The organism is Psychrobacillus sp. FSL H8-0483 (assembly GCF_038637725.1).
Taxonomy (GTDB): Bacteria; Bacillota; Bacilli; order Bacillales_A; family Planococcaceae; genus Psychrobacillus.
The window spans coordinates 2,422,073-2,439,459 of record NZ_CP152052.1 but is presented as its reverse complement, the minus strand read 5'-3'; the positions used below and the strand labels follow the sequence as shown (position 1 = coordinate 2,439,459).

Below are 17,387 nucleotides of genomic sequence, written 5' to 3'. Positions count from 1 at the left end.
TTCGATGATTCAGATGTTATATCTGTTTACCTGAAAAGATGGATTCTTCCAATACGATGAAAGAGGAAAGAGGTGGAATTCCATTGCTAGAAACTTTTTTAATCAATATTTTGTTTTTAATACTCCCAGTGCTTCTTGTTGTGATCTTTTTTGACAGTTATCAAAACAAGTTTCTGTCTTTATATATCACATTTTTCTCCTCTATTTCAATGATTTTATGTATGATTTATCCTTTTAAGTTGGAAATTGGGTTTATTGTTGATTTACGTTATGTACCATTCATTTTAGTTGCGCTATATGGTGGATATAAACGTGTATTTCCAATGTATGTGATATTAAATATTTATCGATTGCTTATTGGTGGAGAGGGTTTGCTTCAATCATTTGTTTTTTCAACAGTGATTTTTATTGCAGTGCCGATGTTAAGCAAAAAATTTACTGGATACAATACAAATAAACGAATGATGACAGGGGTCACGGTAGCCCTTATGACAATGCTATTTTATCTACTTACCCTGTTGTCCTTTTTTGATGAACTGACGAAAGAATATTGGACGCTTGCTTTTTATGCACTCACTACTCATGCAATTGTTATTGCTATAAATCTAAGTATGATTGAAAAGATAATTTCCAATTTTAATAAAAGAGAAAATTTCCTCCGTGCAGAAAGGCTGCATGTGATGAGTGAACTTTCTGCAAGTGTTTCGCACGAAATTCGAAATCCTCTTACGGTGACGAATGGTTTTTTGCAGTTATTGAAGGTATCAAAAACCATTACTCCAGAAGATAAAGTATATATAGAATTTGCATTAAAAGAGTTGGTTCGAGCGGAAACTATTTTAAATGATTACCTTGCATTCGCTAAACCTCAATCCGTACATATGGTTCACTCTAATTTAAAGGAAGAAATGGAATATGTGAGGAATGTATTGATGCCATATGCCAAATTAAATAATGTGGAAATTGTCTATCAATTTTCAAATACCCTCATGACAAAATATGATCAAAATCAGATGAAGCAATGTTTGATCAACTTATTGAAAAACGCCATAGAAGCAATGAGGGAAGAGGGAGGTACCCTTTCGATACGAGTATTTGAGCAAAAAAAGAATATTGTAATATGCGTGAAGGATGAAGGGATAGGGATGTCGAAAGAGGAGGTTCTTCAATTAGGGAAGCCTTATTATTCCACAAAAACTGAAGGTACTGGTCTAGGTATGCTAATGGTATTTGGGACGATAAGTAAATTAAAAGGGAAAATTGATGTGCAAAGCAAAAAAAGCGAGGGAACGACATTTACCATAAAGATTCCGACCTAATTATTCAGACTGTAAGATAACTGGGGGGGTGTCCAATAAGCCCATAATTGAAACAGGTATAGAAAAAATGAACTGCCCCGTAAAAGTTAGACACCAATCTAACTTTTACGGGGGTTTTTTATGGCAAAAGTAAGGGCTGAACAACGTATTCAAGCAGTTCAACGATACTTAAATGGAAATGAATCTATGATTGAAATCGCAAAAGATATCGGAGTGACAGATCGTGTTGTAAATGAATGGGTTCGCCGCTATCAAAAAAATGGTGTAGAGACTTTCTTAAAGTCCTATACAAAATATTCAGCTGACTATAAAATGAATGTACTTAATTATATGAACGAGACAGGTACATCTTCGATTAATACAGCTGCACTATTTAATATTTCATCTCCTGGCATGATTCGGAATTGGAAAATGAAGTTTGAGGTTGGTGGTTATGATGCCCTTGTTTCTAAGAAAAAGGGGCGTCCATCCATGAAAAAAGAAACAAAAAAAACAACGAAACCAACACCAATTGAAGGATCTGTTGAGGCATTAGAGGCACGTATTAAACAATTAGAAATGGAGAATGCGTACTTAAAAAAGTTGAATACTTTAGTTCAAATGCAAGAAAAATTACCAATCAAATCAAAGCGCAAGTAATTTATGAACTAAAGGAAATCTATGAAGTAGTGGAATTAATCAAAGTCGCTGATATTCCACGTAGTACGTATTATTACTGGGAAAAGCGTTTGAATCGTACTGATAAATACGCTGAAGTGAAAGTCGCAATTCAGTCCATTTATCTTGAACATAAGGGACGTTATGGTTATCGTAGGATTGCCAAAGAACTGAAAAAATACGGCTTTCATTATGATCCTAAAACGATTAATTATTTGATGAATGCCATTGGCATAAAATGTGAAGTCCGCATGAAGAAATACCGTTCGTATAAAGGAAACGTCGGAAAAATTGCCCCAAACATATTGCAACGCGATTTTACAGCGAAAAAAATGAACGAGAAATGGGTAACAGACGTGACAGAGTTCCATCTATTTGGTGAGAAACGCTATTTATCACCCGTCCTTGATTTATGCAATGGCGAAATCATTGCATACACAGTAATGAGTCGTCCAGTGTACAAACTAGTCCATGATATGCTAGAACAAGCATTGGAGCGCCTTCAATCAAGTGATCAAGTCATTCTTCATTCGGATCAAGGTTGGCACTATCAAATGAAAAAGTATCGACAAACATTAAAACAACATGGGATAATGCAGAGTATGTCCCGTAAGGGCAATTGTTTGGACAACGCAGTCATTGAAAATTTCTTTGGCTTATTAAAATCTGAACTCCTGTATCTACAAGAGTTTGAATCCATGGCACATTTTGAACAGGAACTCAAAGACTATATTCACTATTACAATCACAAACGAATGAAGGAAAAATTAAAAGACCTAAGCCCGGTGGAGTACCGAACTCAGGTCTTAGAAGTTGCTTAACTAAATATGTCTAACTTTTTTGGGTCAGATCAAAATAGTCTTTTTCTACACCTGTTTTTTGTATACTTTTTTAGTAAATCACTATTGTTTGTTGGTGTTTGATAGTAGTGGAAGAAGGCGACTCCAGCGGGAATAGCAAATGTTTTCTGCACCGAAAGCGAAGCGGCAGGTGCATGAGCTGAAGGCCCCGCAGGAGTGAAGCGACGAGGAGACTGAAGCCATGCCCGCGGAAAGCGTCCGTCTGGAACGGAAATCAGTGCATAGAAAAAAGGGGACCATCTCTCAGTCACTAAATGACTTAGGAGACAGCCCTTTTTCTTATCTAAGTAATCGTATAAGTTGGTTCTTGGACTACTGGTTTGCGTATTAAATAAGTACCAAAGTCTTTTTCTTATGGGGCAAGTTATTTTTCAGAAGTTTTTACAAGGAGATTTATTTACTTTAATTTATGGAAAATTAAACCTATAATTAATTGGAGGTTGAGATTTAGTAGATTTGGGGGACTAGATGATATGAAGATCTATGATGTTGTTGTGGTTGGGGCAGGACAAGCTGGTATAGCTATGGGCTATTCTTTAAAACAACAAGGAATTTCCTTCGTTATTTTAGATTCACAATCAAGGGTGGGGGATTCTTGGAGAAAACGCTATGATTCTTTGGTATTGTTTACACCTCGTAAATATAGCTCCTTACCTTCATTACCTATGGATGGCTCACCGGAAGGATTTCCAACAAAAGATGAAATGGCAAATTATTTAGAGAAATATGTAACTCATTTTGATCTACGGATAAAGCTCGATACCTCTGTAATGGAAGTTAAAAAGAAAAAAGAGGCTTTTGAAGTATTAACCAATCACGGGGTAATGGAAGGTAAACAAGTAATTATTGCTTCTGGCGCATTTCAAAAACCTTTTATTCCTGCTGTGATAGACAAAGGTAATACGGATGTGTTCCACCTTCACTCTTCTTCGTATACCTCGTCCAATCAATTACCTCAAGGTTCTGTATTAGTTGTAGGAGGTGGTAATTCAGGCACGCAGATTGCGGTTGAGTTAGCACAATCAACTGAAGTGACTTTGGCGGTAAGCCATCCATTTAAGTTTTTACCAGTTCAAATTATGGGTAAAACTATTTTTAGTTGGTTAAAACTTGTTGGTTTATTATATGCAGGAGTTGATACAAGTAAAGGAAAATGGTTTAGAAAACAAAGCGACCCAATCTTTGGCTACGAGCTCAAAAAATTAATAGCTAAGGAAGAAATGAATATTAAGCCAAGGGTAATAAATATACAAGGGAAAGCAGTAACATTTGAAGATAACAGTATCATGAATTTCGATGTCATTATATGGTCAACTGGCTTTGTCCCTTCTTATAAATGGATTAATATTGAAGGAGTCACTACACCAAGTGGACACCCTATTCATCAGAGAGGAATAAGTCCGATTAAGGGATTATACTTTATTGGTTTACCTTGGCAGTATCAGCGGGCTTCAGCATTAATATGCGGAGTGAGTAAGGATGCTGATTATTTAATCCCTTTTATTATGAGTAATTCATGAGAGGTTCTCCTTCGTTTTTAAAAAAGGGGTAAACAATTATTTAGTGGAGGGAATAAAGATGAAAATGGATCAAAAGGAATTTATTGTTAACGGAGTAAGCTACATAGTAAGATCTGCAATTAATAAAGACGCAAAGAATTTGTCTGAAATCAGATTACAGATTGATGGAGAGACTGAAAACCTCGATAGAGAAAAAGGGGAAGGATATATAGACACACCTGGTTTTGAGAAATTAATCAAAACCGATACGGAGAATAAGAGAAACCTTTTTCTGGTTGCCGTTATGAACGACAAGATTGTCGGATTTTCAAGATGTGAAGGAAACCTCTTGAAACGATACGCGCATAAAGTAGAATTTGGAGTCTGTGTATTAAAAGATTATTGGGGATTCGGTATTGGAACAAACCTTTTAAAAGAATCCATTTCTTGGTCAGATTCAAACAGAATTAATAAAATAACTTTAAATGTTTTAGAAACAAATAACAAAGCGATAGAACTCTATAAAAAGTTTGGTTTTAAAACAGAAGGCATCTTAGAGAATGACAAAATCCTTTCAGACGGTCAATATTACAACACCGTTGTTATGGGAAGATTTAATGAATGATGCCTTATTAAACAATTAAATAAACGTTTTTAATCTAATTCTCTAAAAATAATATCAGAAGAGACAGGTTTCAATCCTATTTCTCTAGCCCAAACAGATAATTGTCCAATATGATGGATCTCATGTGAAAAGATATGTCTAAGTATTTTATCGTATGAGAGTGATCTCGTAGTACCATTTTTCCTTTTAATTACCAAAATTCTGTCCTCAACTTCAGAAGTATATGATTTTATAAAGCTCTGTGTAACTGGTTGTGTTAAATTAGAAAATGCTCTAACCTCGTGAAGGTTCAACATTTTATTCATATCTTGCAAGATAACAGGTGTTCCTTGCATTTGATTAACCCATATTTGTTCGCAATCAATGACATGAAATAAATTATGTAAAATGCTTCCCATCCCACCGATACGTTTTTTTGTGAGTTCTTCATTTGAAATTGTCTCACACCATTTAAACCAATCTTCTCTGATTTGCCAATTATACAGAAACATATCTATCAATCTAATCGCTCCCAAAGTAATGAATATGTTGTAAAATGTCTTTAGTTAATGCTTAAATGATTCCATACTTTTTTAAGGCATATTCGATTCCGTCTTCACTTGACTTTTTAGTAACGAAATCCGCAACACTTTTTAATTTTTCATTCCCATTTCCCATGGCTACACCAAGTCCTACTAATTCCAGCATGTCAATATCATTCTCTCCATCACCAAATGCGATAGCTTCTGATCTATCAATATCAAAAGACTGTAAAACTTTCATAATGGCTAAAGATTTAGACACCTCTTCTTGTAATACATTTAACACGAAAGGGTGCCATCTTTTAAAGGTTAGCTGCGGAAATTTATGTATGTATTTCTCAACCGCTTCATCAGTAGTCATACAAACACATTAAGTACACTTCTTGTTGATAAATCAGTTGATTTATTGGAGGGTAATCTTTTATTGACAAAGTTTCCTTCAATGCTTTTAGTATTTTAATATCTTTAACCCCATTCATGCAAAAATCTTCCGTGAAGAATGACAGTCCATGATTCTGTGCTAAGGCAAATTTAAACACTTCTTGCATTAAATTTTTATCCATCGGAACTTTATGAATCACCTTTTGATCGTGCTTCACATACCCACCATTTGCTGTGATGAAAGTATCTATTCCTATTTCTCTTATTTCTTTGCACATGGAAAAAGGTCTTCCGGTGGCCGCTACCACTCTTATTCCTTTGTTTATTAATAATTTTATAGCTTCTTTGGTATTATTCGAAATACTTCCATCTTCATGGTGTGTAATAGTTCCATCTACATCGAAAAAAACAATTTTATAATCCATAAAAATCCCCTTAAAAAATCAACTATAGGAAAGTATGTAGCTTGTAACTATTAATAAACTTATAGTTAATGAAATACTCCGACAAATATTACCCCATGCTAATACTATAAACGTGAATTTAATATCTCGCAATATTTCGAAAATATTCCAGAGAAAATATTTGAATAAAACCACTTTTGTACTAGGAAGCAGGTCTACCCATGCGAGTTGCAATAAGGCTGACTAGGTCAAGCGTTTCCAACTGAACTTTCAGTTGCAAGCGTTGAAGTTTTAGATGTGGATTGATTACTCTATTCCTATTTGAAAACTTACAGATTAGCATTAATACAATATTTTGTGTCTTGGCGCAAAAGAGCGTTGATTAATAGTTTAAATTAAGTAATGATTGAATTAGTTAATTAAAGATAATTGGTTGTTTCAATGTTTTTTTTAACTCTATTAATTCACGAGGGGAGAAAAAAATAATGGAAAAAGAATTTCCAATAATTGAAACAAGTAGATTAATTTTAAGAGAAGTAAAAAAAGAAGATGCATTTGATATGTTTACATATCTATCGGATATAGATGTTGTAAAACCTATGGGGTTAGAACCCTTCCAAACTGTAAAAGATGCATGGGATGAAATTAACTGGTATACATCTATATACGAAGAAGGCACAGGTATTAGATGGGGGATTACACTAAAAGATTCTGGTAAGGTGATAGGAAGTTGTGGATTTCTTAATATGCTTACAAAACATTCCCGAGCTGAAATTGGATATGAATTAAGCAAAGATTACTGGGGAAAAGGTATAGCAAGTGAAGCATTGGAAGCCGTTGTTAAGTATGGTTATCATCACTATCATTTAGAACGAATTGAGGCTTTAATTGAACCTGCTAATCTTTCATCACAAAAACTAGTAGAGAAGCAAGGATTTAGAAGAGAAGGCTTGCTGAGACATTATGAATTTACATGTGGTAAATTCGATGATTTATATATGTACTCCATCATAAAAGAAGATTTCAATCTTATTTATAGACTTGTTTAAATTTCGTGGCCAAGTGTTCTAAAGTAGGTCGCTGCGACAACTTTTCTTACTCGACTAAAGAAGCAGTTTAGTGAAATAAGGATTTATTAAAATTCATACTGACTTGTTTTTTTAGCTACCAATTGGGAACCTTAAGGACTAAAGGAGAGTTAGTATGATAAACAAAATTAATCCAAGTTTTTTTATACTATTGATGTTATTTATGAATTTGGAAAAGAATGATGCAAGTGACCGAGTGGTGCTCTTAAGCATACCATCCGAAATATGGTATAACAGAATTTACTTAATAGCCGATAAAAAAAGCTGGATGGATTATGGAAATTTTACCGTTCAAATTGGTGACCGAGGTGAATTAGTTTATAACTTTCCCCATTGGTACCATGGAAAGTACGATCCAGCATTATATAACGTAGATATAAATGATGACACGTTAGAAGATGTTATCATTGTGTTAAATAATGATAAAGCTGGAATTGGAAAGCCTCTTAAGGATATTCATATCCTAAATCAAATACAAGATCCGTACCGAAGATATGAAGAGGCTCCAATTGAGCAACCCAACTTGACCATGAATCGCCTTGTAAAAATAGAAAAGCATGGAAATATTGTGAATATTCTTGCAGATAAAAAGGAATATAAAATCGATATTTCCAAGTATAATTTCACTAATCCTCGTGATCCATCTGTCAGTACCGACACCATAGAATATTCTATTGAAAATGGAACCTTAAAAGGAAAGATCAATGCTTATGTAGTACGTGATAACAGTGTTTATGGAGGTATTCTTGGTCATTTGATTATTGATTACTTTTGGGACGGACAAATGTATAAAGCAAAGTCAAAGTCCATTACATTCAAACAGGATGAACCTGAAAACAATTAATAATCAGTACAACAGTATAATGGCTAATGGAGGAAACAACAACAAAATGTATTTGGACACGACCGTGATAGATTATCTAGAAGTTTCTTGAAATTCAATATTAACCACTTTTTCAGTTTCGGTAATAAACTCAATTCTTACAAAAACACCGAATTCTTTGTCCCCATCCTTTAACCATAGCTTAAACTTTTCAATTGTCGAATCCTCTTTAGATTCTCTTCCTTCATGCAGGTAGTCAATAATCTTCGCATTAGGATATTTTGCTTGTGTTTCTTTCATAGCGAGCTTTCCCCACTCAGCATAGGCAGGAATTTCCTTTTGTGAAGGAGCAATAGCTGGGATATGTGTTGGTGCTAAATTAACTGTAATAAAAATTCCAAATACAATAAAGATTTTCCGCATAATAGATTTCATCTCCTTTTTTATAGGATGAGTAATTTGCTAAAAATCATTCTATACTGAATCAAATAATAGGACGGTAAACTTTTCGAAATAAGGCCTCTAACATCTGCGGAGCGAATTGACCAGTTAATGTATTTCTTTTTAAACGAAACTATTTTTCCGTTCCTATATCCCGTATAGATATGAACTCAAATTTCCTTTTCTTTAGGAAAAAATAAGCTTCCTCGGGATTCATTTACCTTATGGGCTTTTGTTCATTATGAATGTTGTGTAAAACATTAACCTGCACAAGAAAGGCATCTTGATAATGGTATTTGTATAATCAGAGGGGCTGTCCAATAAGCCCATAAATTGAAGCAGGTATAGAAAAACGAGTCTTTTTCTACACCTGTTTTTTGTATACTTTTTATTAAACTACTATTTTTTGTAGGCAATTGTTTGTAGTGAAAGACGGCGACTCCAGCGGGAATAGCAGATGTTTTCTGCACCGAAAGCGAAGCGGCAGGTGCATGAGCTGAAGGCCCCGCAGGAGCAAACAAAGGAACAAAGGCTATGAACGCCACCTCGTGTGGCAACGCCTTTGTGACCAACATCGTGTTGGCCTGAGGAGACTGAAGTCATGCCCGCGGAAAGCGTCCGTCTGGAACGGAAATCAATACATTGGAAAAGGGACCATCTTTCAGTCATATATTACTTTAAGGATAGCCCCTTTTTTCATTCATTCTCCCTAACAATTTCATACAAGCCCACGATGTATCTTATTTTCCAGTTGAAAATCCTTTCGAAATTGTATTCCTATTTATCGGATGCATAACACTTAACAGTTTTTGCATCAGGATAACTTAAAAAAAAAAAAAATAAATAAATAAAAAAATGTATTGACAAATATTTGTCCCATCGAATAAAGTGTTATTAAATACTTTTAATTTTCCTGAAGGAAACTTTTTTGAGGGGGTAAAAAACTGATGGACAAAAGCAATTTAACAAGAAGAGACATTTTGAAGTTAGGATCTGCAGGAGTTATTGGATTAGCGGGGAGTTATTTTTTAAATACAATTTCAGGACTTACGCCCACTGTAAATGCGGCTTCACACAACAAGAATGATCACAATCACATGAATCACAGCAATAACATTGAGGATCTATCAAAAACTGAAGGCTATTTAATGGCTGAAAAGTTACTTACTGCGTTTGACTATGGAAAAGTGAGTACTCTACCAAATGGTCAAACATTAAGGGAATATGATGTCATCGCGATTGATAAGGAAATCGAAATTGCTAAAGGAATTAAATTTCCTGGATGGACATATAACGGAACGATTCCTGGACCGACCTTTCGTTGTACGGAGGGGGATCTTCTACGGTTTCACTTTACGAATGGTGGAAGTCATCCTCACTCCATCCATTTTCATGGAATTCACCCACCAGAAATGGATGGACTTGATTCCATTTATCCCGGACAAAAATTCACGTATGAGTTTGAAGCAAACCCATATGGATTGCAAATTTACCATTGCCATGTCCTCCCATTAGCACGACATATTCATAAAGGATTATACGGTAATTTTATTATTGATCCAAAAAAGCCAAGAGAACCGGCAATGGAATTGAACATGGTCATGAATGGATTTGACTTAGATTTAGATGGAGAAAATGAATTTTATACAGTAAACGGATATGCAAATGCATTTATGAATCATCCTATTAAAATCAAGAAAGATCAGCTCGTCCGAATTTACCTGAGCAATTTAACTGAATACGATTTACTAAATTCTTTCCACTTACATGCTAATTATTTTACGTATTATCCAACAGGCCGAAACGATAACCCCTCACAATTTACAGATACAATCATGCAATGTCAGGGAGAACGTGGAATAATAGAAGTTCGTTTTCCTTATAAAGGGAAGTATATGTTTCATGCTCATGTAAGCGAATTTGCGGAATTGGGCTGGATGGGATTTTTCGAAGTAGAGTAAAGGAGGTCCACTAAAATGAAGGTTAAATGGTTAATTTCAGGATTAATACCCCTATTGCTACTTATAGCAGTAGTAGCATGGGTGATGGTAAATGGCGCTGGTATTGAAAAAGACCCTGCTGCACCAATAGAGGTATTAAATATTGAACAGATAAAGACAACAAATGACGGATTTGAATTATCGATTAGTAATACTGGTCCGGAGTCAATTACACTATCTCAAGTAATAGTCGATGATTCAATATGGGGTTTTAGTGTCACTCCTTCAGCAACATTAAAACGTTTTGAAGAAGGAACAGTAACCATTAATTATCCATGGGTACAAGGCGATCCACATGGAATTAAGCTAATTACCGAAAACGGGATTATTACAGAGGGTGACATTGCAGCTGCTACGCTCACTCCAGAAAGTAGTTTGAGTAATTTCCTTCAGTATGGATTCATCGGTTTTTATGTAGGGGTTATTCCAATTACGTTAGGATTATTATGGTATCCGTTTATGAAACGTTTCTCTCGAAAATGGATTAACGCAATCCTTGCTCTTACGGTTGGATTACTTTCATTCTTATTTATTGGAACTTTAGTTGATGGTTTTGAAATTGGTGCTGAAGCCCCCTTAGTTTTCCAAGGACATATGGTGGTAATTCTAGGAGCATTACTAACTTTCCTATTATTAATTGGATTTGATCAGTACCAACAAAGAAAGCAAGAAAAGAAAGTTTCTTCCCCTTTCAATATCTCTTTGTTAATGGCTGCTGGAATTGGGCTTCATAACTTTGGGGAAGGTTTGGCAATAGGTACTTCTTTTTCCCTAGGTGAAGCTGCGCTAGGAACATTTTTAATCATTGGGTTTACTCTTCACAATATCACGGAGGGTATAGGAATCGCTGCTCCTTTATTGAAAATAAAACCTCGCATTCGCGATTTCGTCTTACTTGGATTAATAGCAGGTGCTCCTGCTATCTTAGGAACTTGGTTTGGAGGATTCATTTTTTCACCGATTTTCGGAGCTTTGTTTTTAGGAATTGGTGCAGGTGCCATTTTACAAGTAATTTATGTAATAACTAAAATGTTAATAAACGAACATAAGAAACATTTGGAACCAACTGTTTCTTGGATGAATTTAGGTGGCTTCTCGCTTGGACTACTAATCATGTATTTAACAGCATTTTTTGTTAAATATTAAATGATTCTAGAGGTTTAAAAGGGCTTGGGAAGAGTATCAATTTAGATGATTATTTTTGATAAATAATTCAATAGGAATATATTAGTCCAGTAAAAAATAATTTTGAAAATTGGGGGATATCATGATTCAAAACTTAGGAATTCCAGGGTTGTTATTGATTTTGGTAATTGCTCTTATTGTTTTTGGACCATCAAAGTTACCTGAAATCGGAAAAGCATTTGGTTCTACATTAAGAGAGTTTAAAAACTCAACAAAGGATCTTTTATCTGAAGACGAAAACATTGCCAAAAAACAAGGAAAAGAAAATTCAAAAATAAATTGATTATTTATAATTAAATTATTTAACCTTCTACTCATGGGAAAATATTGATAGGTAATGACTTGAAAGATGCAGCATGTAGAAGTACTAAAAGGTTCACGAATTATCACTATAGTAGTTTTTCTGAGTAGATAGAGTCCTCTTGTATGATGTTGGTTCAATGGTTGTTGAAACTAATGCATCATACAAGAGGAGTTTTATTCTTCAAGCACTCGGTAGAGGGCTCGAATTAACTAAAGATGGAAAATGAAGCGAATATAAAAGAGTTCTATACACGAAATTTCGCAACAATTGAGTTGGATAGCTACTAAAATGAAACCACGCTAAGCTATGTGGGTGTTTAAGATCAGCAATTCCAACGTATTGTCGTATTCCAAATCAAATTACATAAAATATGCAGTATGCCCACCTTTAGAAAAGGTGGGCATTATTCGTTTACTTTTATAAAAATATCGCAAAGGACCATATGTGCCGAAATGGAAGCTGATACAGGGCTAGAAGAAAATAAGGAGACAAATTAGTACATATAAAGTCTGGGGATAGTGCAAAAGATATTTCAAAAGAATATAATTTAAGGAGAAGCATTATAAAGTGTACATAAATGAAAAGTATTTTAAAGAATGCATCAAATTGTAAATGAGGTGAGTAAGGATGCAACAGAAAGGGCGAATCATATTACATGTGGATATGAATAGCTTCTATGCATCTGTCGAGCAAGCGCATGATCCTACTCTTAAAGGAAAGGCAATCGCGATTGCTGGAAACCCAAAGGAAAGGCGAGGCATTTTAGTTACTTGCTCGTATGAAGCGCGTGCAAAAGGGGTTTACACAACAATGTCCGTTTGGGAAGCGAAACGTAAATGCCCTAATCTGATTTTATTGCCACCTAATTTTGAACTATACCGAGCAGCATCGAAGGCGATGTTTGATATTTTGCGCTCTTATACCCCGCTCGTGGAACCAGTCTCGATCGATGAAGGCTATATGGACGTGAGTAATTTGGAACTGAAGCAAGGTGCAGTCGCTTTTGCGGAATCCATTCAGCAGCGTATGATTCGAGAGCTCGACTTACCAAGTTCCATCGGTATTGCTCCAAACAAGTTTTTAGCTAAAACGGCTTCGAATATGAAAAAACCAATGGGTATCACTGTTTTACGCAAACGAGAAGTAGCGGATAAACTTTGGCCACTCTCAGTCATTGATATGCACGGGGTGGGAGAAAGTACAGCGAAAAAGCTTGCGGAAATTGGCATTCAAACCATTGGAGATTTAGCCAATGCACTACCTGGAGTGTTAAAAGAAAGGCTTGGAAAAGTTGGAGTCCGACTTTCCGACCGTGCCAATGGTATAGACATTCGTGCGGTGGATCCAGAATCTGTATATGATACGAAAAGTGTTGGGAACTCCACGACGTTGCCTTATGATGAAACGAACGTGGAAGAAATTGAAAAAGTATTAAAGCGCTTATCGAAAAAAGTAGAGTCTAGACTAGATGCAAAAAATTTGGCAGGACGATCGATTACGATTCATATTCGAGATGCCAATTGGAAAAATAAATCGAGAAGCAAAACAGTGTTGAATCGGCTTTACAAAGAACAAGAAATCTATCTGCTGGCATTGCAACTGTTTCATGCAGCTTGGAACGGTGATCCGATTCGATTGCTCGGCGTCACAGTAAATAATGTGTATGATAAAGGCGAATCGGTTGAACAGCTTTCCATTTTTAATTTTGAAGAGCATGCAAAAGAAGAACCGATTCTAAAGCTTGTCGAACAACTACAAGCAAAATTTGGAGAAGATAGCATTAAACGCGGGATTAAGGTGAAAAAGAAGCCTTCATTTGAATCCAAAACGAGTTTTAGTAAAGATTTTTTAGATGATCACTGATCATGAAAATCGGGCTGCCAAGACCCCACAACGAGCTTGCGAGGTAGGAGGCTTGGCAGTTCATTCGAGGAAAGCGAGCGGTTTTCGTCAACATTATTTAAAAGAGGCAATATAAAACATGGCGTTCCTACAAATTGATGTGGGGGCCTTTTTTGTTTTTAGAGGCTATCCGTATATCCATGCATTTTTTTCGAGCATTACAAAATGAAAAAACTCATCTGAGAAAGATTTAGGGAAAGAAATAAAATCCAGAAAATTCATGTTAATAAAACAAATCCCTTTACATACCCCTGGTAGGTACTATATAATGTGATTAAGAATAGGAGGTTGATTAGTTGGACAATGTAAAAGAAGAGGGAATAATTGCATCCGGCATAACTTGTCGAAAAAGTCATCATCCTGAACATGTAAAAAAAGATTTAACGAATCGATTAAACCGAATTGAAGGGCAAATACGAGGTATTAAAGGGATGGTAGACAAAGACGTCTATTGTGACGATATTATTACCCAGCTTTCTGCAACTCAATCAGCTTTAAACAGTGTAGCCAAAGTACTTTTACAAGGGCATTTAAAAGGCTGTGTTGTGGATAGGCTTACTGAAGGCGATGAGGAAGTTTTAGATGAGTTATTAATAACGATTCAAAAATTAATGAGAAAATAATAGGAGGAACAGAAATGGTCAATCAAGTAACGTTAAATGTGCAAGGTATGTCCTGTGGTCATTGTGTAAATGCAGTTGAAAGTAATGTAGGAAAGTTAGATGGCGTGGAGCAAGTGAAAGTGAACTTAGAATCAGGGAAAGTGGATGTATCGTTTGATGATGAGAAAGTAACAGTTGAAAAGATAAAAGATACGATTGATGATCAAGGATACGATGTTGAATAAATAGAGAAGAGTGCTATTTAAGGCACTCTATTTCTTTCTTAATTTTATACCCCCTAACCGTATATAGAGGAAGGTGAGATTGAAATGAGCAATCAGATAAAAGAAACAAGTCTACAAATTACTGGAATGACGTGCGCAGCCTGTGCAACAAGGATTGAAAAAGGCTTAAATAAATTGGATGGTGTAGAAGAAGCAAATGTGAATTTGGCTCTTGAAAAGTCATTAATTAAATATGATCCTGAAAAATTGAGTGATAAAGATTTAGAAAAGAAAATCCAAGACTTGGGATATGGTGTTGCCAAAGAGAAAAAGGAATTTGCAATAACCGGTATGACTTGTGCAGCCTGTGCAACAAGAATTGAAAAAGGTCTAAACAAGATGGAAGGAGTAGCCTTAGCAAATGTCAATTTGGCACTCGAAAATGCAACGGTCGAATATAATCCTTCTCAAATTTCCGTTGCAGATATTATTGCCCGAGTAGAAAATTTAGGTTACGGAGCACATAACAAGGAGAATGAGAAGGATGCTGTAGATTACCGTGAACTGGCTATACAGAAGCAAAAAAGAAAATTTATCTTATCTGCGATTTTGTCGCTCCCATTATTGTGGAGTATGGTCGGTCATTTTTCGTTTACATCGTTTATTTATATGCCTGAATTTCTCATGAACCCGTGGGTACAAATGGCGCTTGCAACACCCGTTCAATTTATTATCGGAAAGCAGTTTTATATAAGTGCCTATAAAGCTTTGCGAAATAAAAGTGCCAATATGGATGTCTTAGTCGTAATGGGTACATCTGCTGCCTATTTTTACAGTGTCTATCAAGCTATCATAACCATCGGTGAACATCATGCTGCACAACTATACTTTGAAACGAGCTCTGTGCTGATTACACTTATTATATTAGGAAAGCTTTTCGAGGCGAAAGCAAAAGGTCGTTCCTCTGAAGCCATCAAAAAGCTAATGGGTCTACAGGCTAAAACAGCATTAGTTATTCGAAATGAAATGGAAATAGAAATACCGATTGAAGAAGTTGTTACTGGAGACACTATATTAGTAAAGCCTGGTGAAAAGATTCCAGTTGATGGAGAAGTCATGGAAGGCAATACAGCTGTTGACGAATCTATGTTAACAGGTGAAAGTATTCCAGTAGATAAAACAATTGGTGATTCTTTATTTGGTTCAACGATCAATAAAAATGGTTTTATCAAAATGAAAGCAACGAAAATAGGTAGAGATACAGCTCTCTCTCAAATTATTAAAGTGGTGGAGGATGCGCAAGGCTCTAAAGCTCCAATTCAAAGACTCGCAGACAAAATATCTGGTGTGTTTGTACCGATTGTAATTGGTATTGCTATTATCACCTTTTTAGTTTGGGTTATTTGGGTCAATCCAGGGGAGATCACCCCAGCACTAGAAGCTCTGATTGCTGTTCTTGTTATTGCTTGTCCTTGTGCACTCGGACTTGCGACACCTACTTCGATTATGGCTGGGTCAGGACGTGCAGCAGAGCTTGGAATTCTGTTTAAAGGTGGAGAACATCTTGAAACGACTCATCATATTGATACAGTTATTTTAGATAAAACTGGAACTGTAACGAATGGTAAACCAGAATTGACCGATGTGATGGTAGCAAATGGTGTAGATGAAGTGGAATTTCTATCTTTAATTGGTGCAGCAGAAAAACAATCAGAACATCCACTTGCCGAAGCAATTGTTCAAGGTATTCAAGAAAGAGGGATTACACTTGGTATAGTTCAAGAATTCGAAGCAATCCCAGGTTATGGGGTTAAAACAATCGTTAACCAAAAAGAAATCCTTGTAGGAACTCGAAAACTAATGAATCAGTATCGTGTAGATATTTCGGATATCTTAAAATTAATGGAAGAATTAGAAGCTAATGGGAAAACGGCAATGTTGGCAAGTATTGACGGCCAATATGCGGGGCTAATTGCAGTTGCAGACACCATTAAAGAAACTTCTAAAAAAGCGATTAAACGTTTAAAAGAGATGAATATTGATGTCATTATGATGACAGGTGATAACCAACGTACAGCTACAGCAATTGGAAATGAGGTAGGTATTGACCATGTCATTGCCGAAGTACTTCCAGAGGGAAAAGCGGAAGAAGTGAAGAAACTTCAGGCTGCTGGTAAGAAAGTAGCAATGGTTGGTGACGGGATTAATGATGCACCTGCACTAGCCGTGGCTGATATCGGAATGGCAATCGGAACGGGAACAGACGTCGCTATGGAAGCTGCAGATATTACGTTAATTCGAGGAGATTTGAACAGTATTGCCGATGCGATTATTATGAGCCGCAAAACGATGCGAAATATTAAGCAAAATCTATTCTGGGCTTTTGCCTATAACACACTAGGAATTCCCATTGCCGCAATAGGACTACTTGCACCTTGGGTAGCAGGAGCAGCTATGGCATTTAGTTCAGTTTCGGTCGTTCTGAATGCTTTACGCTTACAACGAGTAAAACTGGAGAAAAAAGTTCGATAAACGATCCATTTTCGTGGGTC

General features: G+C 35.8%; 15 protein-coding genes and 1 pseudogene. 13 read left to right on the top strand and 3 right to left on the bottom strand.

Annotated elements, in window-relative coordinates; translation table 11 throughout:
• Positions 1-83 precede the first annotated feature (83 nt).
• The 4 genes from MHB48_RS11595 to MHB48_RS11580 all read left to right on the top strand — a co-directional run bounded on the left by MHB48_RS11595 (position 84) and on the right by MHB48_RS11580 (position 4,960).
• On the top strand, positions 84-1,319 hold the full coding sequence (locus MHB48_RS11595; protein WP_342598232.1) for a HAMP domain-containing sensor histidine kinase: 1,236 nt from the start codon (positions 84-86) through the stop codon (positions 1,317-1,319).
• 120 nt (positions 1,320-1,439) lie between these two features.
• Positions 1,440-2,797 (top strand): IS3 family transposase gene (locus MHB48_RS11590; protein WP_342598231.1). Its coding sequence is split into 2 segments (ribosomal slippage): positions 1,440-1,893 and positions 1,893-2,797, totalling 1,359 coding nucleotides; the frame shifts between segments, so codons are not numbered across the junction.
• Between the two features lie 518 nt (positions 2,798-3,315).
• Positions 3,316-4,356 (top strand): NAD(P)/FAD-dependent oxidoreductase, encoded by a 1,041-nt coding sequence (locus MHB48_RS11585; RefSeq protein WP_342601364.1) that lies wholly within the window; start codon positions 3,316-3,318, stop codon positions 4,354-4,356.
• A 58-nt stretch (positions 4,357-4,414) separates the two neighbouring features.
• Positions 4,415-4,960: a GNAT family N-acetyltransferase gene (locus tag MHB48_RS11580; protein ID WP_342598230.1), complete on the top strand. Its 546-nt coding sequence runs from the start codon at positions 4,415-4,417 to the stop codon at positions 4,958-4,960.
• Positions 4,961-4,989: 29 nt separating this feature from the next.
• On the opposite strand, the gene MHB48_RS11575 is transcribed toward MHB48_RS11580, so the two are convergent.
• Together MHB48_RS11575 and MHB48_RS11570 are read right to left on the bottom strand one after the other, a co-directional pair.
• Complete coding sequence (locus MHB48_RS11575; RefSeq protein ID WP_342601363.1) at positions 4,990-5,451, bottom strand: DinB family protein; 462 nt, start codon at positions 5,449-5,451, stop codon at positions 4,990-4,992.
• 61 nt (positions 5,452-5,512) lie between these two features.
• Positions 5,513-6,287 (bottom strand): annotated as a pseudogene (locus tag MHB48_RS11570) (Cof-type HAD-IIB family hydrolase).
• A gap of 464 nt (positions 6,288-6,751) precedes the next feature.
• On the opposite strand from MHB48_RS11570, the gene MHB48_RS11565 reads away from it, so the two are divergent.
• Both MHB48_RS11565 and MHB48_RS11560 read left to right on the top strand, forming a co-directional pair.
• On the top strand, positions 6,752-7,315 hold the full coding sequence (locus tag MHB48_RS11565) for a GNAT family protein (RefSeq protein WP_342598229.1): 564 nt from the start codon (positions 6,752-6,754) through the stop codon (positions 7,313-7,315).
• Positions 7,316-7,469: 154 nt separating this feature from the next.
• Positions 7,470-8,198 carry a hypothetical protein gene (locus MHB48_RS11560; protein ID WP_342598228.1) on the top strand — a complete coding sequence of 243 codons (729 nt, stop codon included), beginning with the start codon at positions 7,470-7,472 and terminating at the stop codon, positions 8,196-8,198.
• A gap of 72 nt (positions 8,199-8,270) precedes the next feature.
• Here the strand turns inward: MHB48_RS11560 and MHB48_RS11555 are convergent, their stop codons facing one another.
• A complete protein-coding gene (locus MHB48_RS11555) occupies positions 8,271-8,600 on the bottom strand; it encodes a DUF3889 domain-containing protein (protein WP_340921438.1) in 330 nt (109 codons plus the stop codon).
• Between the two features lie 965 nt (positions 8,601-9,565).
• Between MHB48_RS11555 and MHB48_RS11550 the strand changes: the two genes are divergently transcribed.
• The 7 genes from MHB48_RS11550 (at position 9,566) to MHB48_RS11520 (ending at position 17,367) form a co-directional block, all read left to right on the top strand.
• Positions 9,566-10,579 carry a multicopper oxidase domain-containing protein gene (locus tag MHB48_RS11550; protein WP_342598227.1) on the top strand — a complete coding sequence of 338 codons (1,014 nt, stop codon included), beginning with the start codon at positions 9,566-9,568 and terminating at the stop codon, positions 10,577-10,579.
• 15 nt (positions 10,580-10,594) lie between these two features.
• Entirely contained in the window at positions 10,595-11,764 is a 1,170-nt protein-coding gene (locus MHB48_RS11545; RefSeq protein WP_342598226.1) for a ZIP family metal transporter, read from the top strand.
• A gap of 121 nt (positions 11,765-11,885) precedes the next feature.
• A complete protein-coding gene (tatA, locus tag MHB48_RS11540) occupies positions 11,886-12,086 on the top strand; it encodes a twin-arginine translocase TatA/TatE family subunit (protein ID WP_340921426.1) in 201 nt (66 codons plus the stop codon).
• 648 nt (positions 12,087-12,734) lie between these two features.
• Positions 12,735-13,970: a DNA polymerase IV gene (locus MHB48_RS11535; RefSeq protein WP_340921424.1), complete on the top strand. Its 1,236-nt coding sequence runs from the start codon at positions 12,735-12,737 to the stop codon at positions 13,968-13,970.
• A gap of 335 nt (positions 13,971-14,305) precedes the next feature.
• On the top strand, positions 14,306-14,632 hold the full coding sequence (locus tag MHB48_RS11530) for a metal-sensing transcriptional repressor (protein WP_340921422.1): 327 nt from the start codon (positions 14,306-14,308) through the stop codon (positions 14,630-14,632).
• A 14-nt stretch (positions 14,633-14,646) separates the two neighbouring features.
• Positions 14,647-14,856 (top strand): copper chaperone CopZ, encoded by a 210-nt coding sequence (gene copZ / locus MHB48_RS11525; protein WP_340921418.1) that lies wholly within the window; start codon positions 14,647-14,649, stop codon positions 14,854-14,856.
• Between the two features lie 84 nt (positions 14,857-14,940).
• Positions 14,941-17,367, top strand: a complete 2,427-nt coding sequence (locus tag MHB48_RS11520) for a heavy metal translocating P-type ATPase (RefSeq protein ID WP_342598225.1) — start codon at positions 14,941-14,943, stop codon at positions 17,365-17,367.
• The last annotated feature ends 20 nt before the right edge of the window (positions 17,368-17,387 follow it).

Excerpts from the sequence above, each read along its gene's own strand:
- MHB48_RS11580 (WP_342598230.1), top strand. The coding sequence starts at position 4,415 with ATGAAAATGGATCAAAAGGAATTTATTGTTAACGGAGTAAGCTACATA.
- MHB48_RS11575 (WP_342601363.1), bottom strand. The coding sequence starts at position 5,451 with ATGTTTCTGTATAATTGGCAAATCAGAGAAGATTGGTTTAAATGGTGT.
- MHB48_RS11565 (WP_342598229.1), top strand. The coding sequence starts at position 6,752 with ATGGAAAAAGAATTTCCAATAATTGAAACAAGTAGATTAATTTTAAGA.
- MHB48_RS11560 (WP_342598228.1), top strand. The coding sequence starts at position 7,470 with ATGATAAACAAAATTAATCCAAGTTTTTTTATACTATTGATGTTATTT.
- MHB48_RS11555 (WP_340921438.1), bottom strand. The coding sequence starts at position 8,600 with ATGCGGAAAATCTTTATTGTATTTGGAATTTTTATTACAGTTAATTTA.
- MHB48_RS11550 (WP_342598227.1), top strand. The coding sequence starts at position 9,566 with ATGGACAAAAGCAATTTAACAAGAAGAGACATTTTGAAGTTAGGATCT.
- MHB48_RS11545 (WP_342598226.1), top strand. The coding sequence starts at position 10,595 with ATGAAGGTTAAATGGTTAATTTCAGGATTAATACCCCTATTGCTACTT.
- tatA (WP_340921426.1), top strand. The coding sequence starts at position 11,886 with ATGATTCAAAACTTAGGAATTCCAGGGTTGTTATTGATTTTGGTAATT.
- MHB48_RS11535 (WP_340921424.1), top strand. The coding sequence starts at position 12,735 with ATGCAACAGAAAGGGCGAATCATATTACATGTGGATATGAATAGCTTC.
- copZ (WP_340921418.1), top strand. The coding sequence starts at position 14,647 with ATGGTCAATCAAGTAACGTTAAATGTGCAAGGTATGTCCTGTGGTCAT.
- MHB48_RS11520 (WP_342598225.1), top strand. The coding sequence starts at position 14,941 with ATGAGCAATCAGATAAAAGAAACAAGTCTACAAATTACTGGAATGACG.